This window comes from Herbaspirillum sp. B65, from assembly GCF_000333555.1.
Taxonomy (GTDB): Bacteria; Pseudomonadota; Gammaproteobacteria; order Burkholderiales; family Burkholderiaceae_D; genus Herbaspirillum; species Herbaspirillum rubrisubalbicans.
Window position 1 is genome coordinate 1 of sequence record NZ_BADI01000363.1, and the last position, 5,072, is coordinate 5,072.

Below are 5,072 nucleotides of genomic sequence, written 5' to 3' on the forward strand. Positions count from 1 at the left end.
TTTTCGTGAAGGTGCTGACGATGTCTTCCCTTCTGCGAAAGCCAGGCGTAATGCAGCGTTAGGTAGGCGTTTTCGGTGACGACGGGGACAGTTGGGCTGGACATGACAGGCAATTCTAAGGTGCAAAGGAACCCGCTATTGTAAGCCACGTTGGACCGGCGCGCCGTGGCCGGCTGCTTCGATGACGGCTGGCAAGGGCGGCTTGTGCACTGTCATTGCGGCAGCGCAAGCCGGCGGCGGACTGCCTTGTGCGTCTTTTTCTGCAGGATCAACAGGAATTCAACAGGAATATCTCGATGACAAGGAGTGCAACATCATGACCATGACCACCACATTGACCCATTGGCCCAAGGATCAGCGACCACGCGAGCGCTTGCTGCAGTTCGGGCCGGCTGCGCTGTCGGATGCGGAACTGCTGGCGATCTTTCTACGGGTGGGCATTCCCGGCAAGAACGTGATGGAGGTTTCGCATAGCCTGCTCAAACGCTTCGGCTCGCTGGAAATGCTGTTCGACGCCGCCCACAACAAGACCGACCTGGGCGACGGACTGGGCCCGGCCAAGTGCAGCCAGTTGCGGGCCGCGCTGGAACTGTCGCGGCGCGTGATCCATGAGCAGTTGAAGACGCATTCGGTACTCAACTCCACCCGAGCCGTGGGAGATTATCTGAAGCTGCTGTTCAAGGGCCGCGAACATGAATGTTTCGTCGCCCTCTTCATGAACGTGCGCAACCAGTTGATCGGTACGGAAGAATTATTCCGCGGCACACTCAATCATTCAGCGGTCTACCCGCGCGAAGTGGTCAAGGCGGCGCTGCGCCACAATGCCGCCTCGGTGATCCTGGCCCACAACCACCCTTCCGGCGACCCCGAGCCCAGCGATCAGGACCTGGACATGACCGAGGCGCTGGAAGATGCCCTGGAGCTGGTGGATGTGGAATTGCTGGACCATTTCGTGGTGGCCGGAACACGCCTTTATTCCTTCGCCGACCACGGCAAGCTCTGAGCCCGGCCCCGGCATATCGGCCGCAAACCCGCATGAAACAAGGCTTTTCCGCCAATCGAAGGGGCTTGCAAACGGAAGGTTTTCACAATTGTTAAATCACCATTTCCAACCAAGACACAATTGTTTTTCGCAAGTCATTGAAATATCTAAGTTTTTTCCCTATACTCTCGTTTTTCCCAAATTCGGAAATTTTTAAGGAGTCTCACATGGCACGTGTCTGCCAAGTCACCGGGAAGGGGCCGATGGTCGGCAACAACGTTTCCCATGCAAACAACAAGACCAAGCGTCGTTTTCTGCCCAACCTGCAGAACCGCCGCATTTTCGTCGAATCCGAGAACCGCTGGGTTTCGCTGCGTTTGTCCAACGCCGGCCTGCGCGTGATCGACAAGATCGGCATCGATGCCGTTCTGGCCGATCTGCGTGCTCGTGGCGAAAAAGTCTAATTAGCAGAGTAAAGGAAATCTATCATGGCGAAATCCGGCCGCGACAAAATCAAACTGGAGTCGACCGCAGGTACTGGTCACTTCTACACCACCACCAAGAACAAGCGTACTACGCCCGAAAAGATCAGCATCATGAAGTTCGATCCCAAGGCACGTAAGCACGTCGAATACAAGGAAACCAAGATCAAGTAATTGATCCCGGTATCCCGATGAAGAACCCGCAGAGTACTCTGCGGGTTTTTTATTGCCTGTGTTGCTCGGGGGCACGGTAGTGATGGTGGAAGAAATCTTCACCATCCCGTTGGAGCCCCCAAAGAAAAATCCCCACAGATCGCTCTGCGGGGATTTTTTATTCATCTCCCGGTTTTTACCGGGTCAGCCAGCAGGATCAGGCGTAGCTGCGCAGGCGCAAGGCGAAGTCGCGCAGGGCCTTCACGCCGGACGCCTCGGCGCGGGTGCACCAGTCCTGCAGTTGTTGCAGCAGTTGCTCGCGGGTGGAGTGCGAACGCTCCCAGATGGCGCTCAGTTCGATGCGCATCTCGTGCATGGTCTGCAGCGCCTTGCTGTGGGCGAACAGTTCCGAGAGTTGCTGCTTCTGGCCATCTTCCAGGCGGCCCGGCTCACGCTGCAGCAGCTTCTTGGACGACTTCAGGAAGCGCGATTCCAGCTTGGCTTTTTCGATGAGGTGATCCAGTTCATCCTTCCAGGCGCTCTTCAGGGAACGGGCGTACTTGGCGGTCACGTCATAGCGGTTGGCGATGACCGACTGCAAGGTGTCGAAGTCGATCACGGCCTTCTGGCGGTCGAACTTGGGCACCGGCAAGACCTTCTTAACCTTGGCCAGACCAAAGGTTTCGAGGATGCGGATATACATCCAGCCGATGTCGAATTCATACCACTTGGCCGAGAACTTGGCCGAGGTGCCGAAGGTGTGGTGGTTGTTGTGCATCTCTTCGCCACCGATCAGGATGCCGATCGGGAACAGGTTGGTCGATGCATCCACGCAGTCATAGTTGCGGTAGCCCCAGAAGTGGCCCAGGCCATTGACCACGCCAGCGGCCCAGAACGGGATCCAGGCCATCTGCACGGCCCACACGGTCAGGCCGATGGCGCCGAAGAGCAGCACGTCGATGATCAGCATGATGCCCACGCCCTGCCAGCCGTACTTGCTGTAGATGTTGTGTTCGATCCAGTCGTCGGGGGTGCCGTGACCGAACTTTTCCATGGTCTCGGCGTTCTTGGACTCGGAACGATACAGCTCGGCGCCCTGCCACATCACCTTCTGGATGCCGCGGGTCTGCGGGCTGTGCGGATCTTCTTCGGTCTCGCACTTGGCGTGGTGCTTGCGGTGAATGGCGGCCCATTCCTTGGTCACCATGCCGGTGGTCATCCATAGCCACAGACGGAAGAAGTGGCTGGGGATCGCGTGCAGTTCGAGCGCGCGATGCGCCTGGCAACGATGCAGGTAGAGAGTCACGCCCACGATGGTGATGTGGGTCATCACCAGGGTGTAAATGACAATCTGCCAACCGGACGCGTGCAGCAGGCCGTTGGCAACAAAGTCGAGGATCGCATCAAGGGTCATCAGTACAACTCCAAATAGAGAACAACTATCGGACTACAAAACAGGATTATTACTTGTTCCGTGAAAATGGTTTTATTTTCTTTTAATTGCCGGGCATTGTACGCGAATTCTGCGTCTCTGGGCCATCAGGATTTTCCTGGTTGGTGCTTTGCCGGAAGCTGCGCTCATCCATGATGCGAATGTCGCGCTTGGGATGGGCGACCTGGACGCCATGGCGTTTGAAGGCAGCCCAGATGGCACGATTGACTTCTGACAAGACATTCAAGCGTCCGTTTTCCGGGTCGGTGATCCAGAAACCCAGCTCCAGCTCCAGTCCATCGGCGCCGATCTTGATCAGCAAGGCTTGCGGCGCGGTCTGCTGGGAGACCCGCTGTACTCCAAGTGCGGCCTGTTCCATGATGGACAAGACCGTTTCCACATCGTCCTGGTACAGAATGGTAAGCTGTGTGGACAAACGTACAATGCGATGGGTCAAGGAATAGTTTTGTACCGGATTGGAGACAAATAGTTCATTTGGCAACACGGTTTCAATGCCGTCCAATCCTTCCAGGATGGTGTAGCGAGTATTGATCTGGGTGACCTTGCCAAAGAATTTATCCACGGCAACCATGTCACCGATGACCATGCTGCGCTCCAGCAGGATCACGAAGCCGGAGACATAGCTGCTGGCGATCTTCTGCAAGCCCAGACCGATACCCACCCCCAGCGCGCCGCCGAAGACCGACAGCACGGTCAGGTCGATGCCCACCAGCGACAGGCTGACCAGGAAGGCGATCAAGATCAGCAAGGCCCGCATCATGCGCGCCACCACGGTGCGCAGCGAGGAATGCATCCCGCTGAACTTCATGAGCCGGTTTTCCAGCACCGTCCCTATCCACAGGGCAATGATGAGCGTGACCAGCACCGAGGCCGCGCCTTGCAACATGGTCAACAGCGATACCTTGTGACGCGCCAGCGGCAAGGTGGTGCTGTCGAGGTAATCGACGAAGTCCGGCCACAGGCCGGTGATCCACAGCAGCACGCACAGCCAGACCAACAGCGCGATGAGCTTTTCCGACAGGTGCAGCAGCGCCCCGACGGTGGCGTCCTTGACGAAGATGCCGCGCAGCACGTAGAACACGAAGCGCATCGCCACTTGGGCAATAACCAGGGGAAACATGATTTCCCAGAGCGTGACGGCATGGTGGCCGCGCTTCAAGATGGTATAGGCCGCCGTCAGCAGACCCAGCGCCAGCAGCGGCGAGAGCACGCGGGCAAAGCTCTTGACGCCAATCTGCATCACCAGCGACTGTTCCTCGCCATCGGCCGGCAGCACAAACCGCGCCCGCAGCCAGCGCGACAAGGCGATGCCGCCCAGCAGCGAGAGCGCAATCACCACCAGTTGGCGCAGCAGGTCAACGGTACTGATATCGGTGAAGAGGGAAAGAAAATGATCAGTCATGACTGGCCGATATGAAGGATCAGTTCAGGGTGCCGCTTCGGCATCCTGGCGGTGGCGCTGCCAATTGCTGGCGTAGCGCGCCGCCAGCGGCGGGTTCTTGCCCAGGATCAGCACGTTTTCGGCATTCTTGTGCTGGGCCGACCAGGTGAAATTGTAGCTGCCGGTAATCACCGTGGCCGTAGGCAAGGCGGCATCAATGACGATGACCTTGTTGTGGGCATTGCGGTACTCGGTTTCCAGCCAGACTGGGATGCCGGCGGCGCGCAACTGGCGCAGGCGGTCGGTGGCATTCTTGTCCAACTGGCCGGCGTCCATCAGCACGCGCACGTCGATGCCGCGCTTGCGGGCCGCCACCAGCGCATCGGTGATAGGACGGCTGGTCAGCAGGTAGGCTTGCACCAGGATCTGGCGGCGGGCGCCATCGAGCTGGCCGACGATCAGGGCTTCGATATCGTCCCAGGGCGCAAAGGCGGACTGGACCGTGCCTTGCGCGGGCATTTACGGCGGTGCCGGCAGGGCTTCCCTGGCCTGCAGGTTGCCCCGCGCAAGTGCCGCCAGCAGGGCCTGCGGCAGGGCAGGCCCGACAAGCCGACGCATCAT

5 protein-coding genes and 1 pseudogene are annotated in these 5,072 nt (G+C 58.5%); 3 read left to right on the forward strand and 3 right to left on the reverse strand.

Annotation, left to right across the window (positions count from 1 at the left end; all coding sequences use genetic code 11):
• Positions 1-316: 316 nt before the first annotated feature.
• The 3 genes from radC (at position 317) to rpmG (ending at position 1,638) form a co-directional block, all read left to right on the forward strand.
• Complete coding sequence (gene radC / locus I5W_RS08885) at positions 317-1,003, forward strand: RadC family protein (RefSeq protein ID WP_044528955.1); 687 nt, start codon at positions 317-319, stop codon at positions 1,001-1,003.
• A 206-nt stretch (positions 1,004-1,209) separates the two neighbouring features.
• A complete protein-coding gene (gene rpmB / locus I5W_RS08890; protein WP_006463730.1) occupies positions 1,210-1,446 on the forward strand; it encodes a 50S ribosomal protein L28 in 237 nt (78 codons plus the stop codon).
• A 24-nt stretch (positions 1,447-1,470) separates the two neighbouring features.
• Positions 1,471-1,638 carry a 50S ribosomal protein L33 gene (gene rpmG, locus I5W_RS08895; protein WP_006463731.1) on the forward strand — a complete coding sequence of 56 codons (168 nt, stop codon included), beginning with the start codon at positions 1,471-1,473 and terminating at the stop codon, positions 1,636-1,638.
• 196 nt (positions 1,639-1,834) lie between these two features.
• On the opposite strand, the gene I5W_RS08900 is transcribed toward rpmG, so the two are convergent.
• From I5W_RS08900 to I5W_RS08910, 3 genes and pseudogenes are all read right to left on the reverse strand, one after another.
• Positions 1,835-3,031, reverse strand: a complete 1,197-nt coding sequence (locus I5W_RS08900) for a DesA family fatty acid desaturase (protein ID WP_017454371.1) — start codon at positions 3,029-3,031, stop codon at positions 1,835-1,837.
• An 82-nt stretch (positions 3,032-3,113) separates the two neighbouring features.
• Positions 3,114-4,472 carry a mechanosensitive ion channel family protein gene (locus I5W_RS08905; RefSeq protein ID WP_044528956.1) on the reverse strand — a complete coding sequence of 453 codons (1,359 nt, stop codon included), beginning with the start codon at positions 4,470-4,472 and terminating at the stop codon, positions 3,114-3,116.
• A gap of 24 nt (positions 4,473-4,496) precedes the next feature.
• Positions 4,497-5,072 (reverse strand): annotated as a pseudogene (locus tag I5W_RS08910) (phospholipase D family protein); the annotation flags it as partial.

Excerpts from the sequence above, each read along its gene's own strand:
- I5W_RS08900 (WP_017454371.1), bottom strand. The coding sequence starts at position 3,031 with ATGACCCTTGATGCGATCCTCGACTTTGTTGCCAACGGCCTGCTGCAC.
- I5W_RS08905 (WP_044528956.1), bottom strand. The coding sequence starts at position 4,472 with ATGACTGATCATTTTCTTTCCCTCTTCACCGATATCAGTACCGTTGAC.
- rpmG (WP_006463731.1), top strand. The coding sequence starts at position 1,471 with ATGGCGAAATCCGGCCGCGACAAAATCAAACTGGAGTCGACCGCAGGT.
- rpmB (WP_006463730.1), top strand. The coding sequence starts at position 1,210 with ATGGCACGTGTCTGCCAAGTCACCGGGAAGGGGCCGATGGTCGGCAAC.
- radC (WP_044528955.1), top strand. The coding sequence starts at position 317 with ATGACCATGACCACCACATTGACCCATTGGCCCAAGGATCAGCGACCA.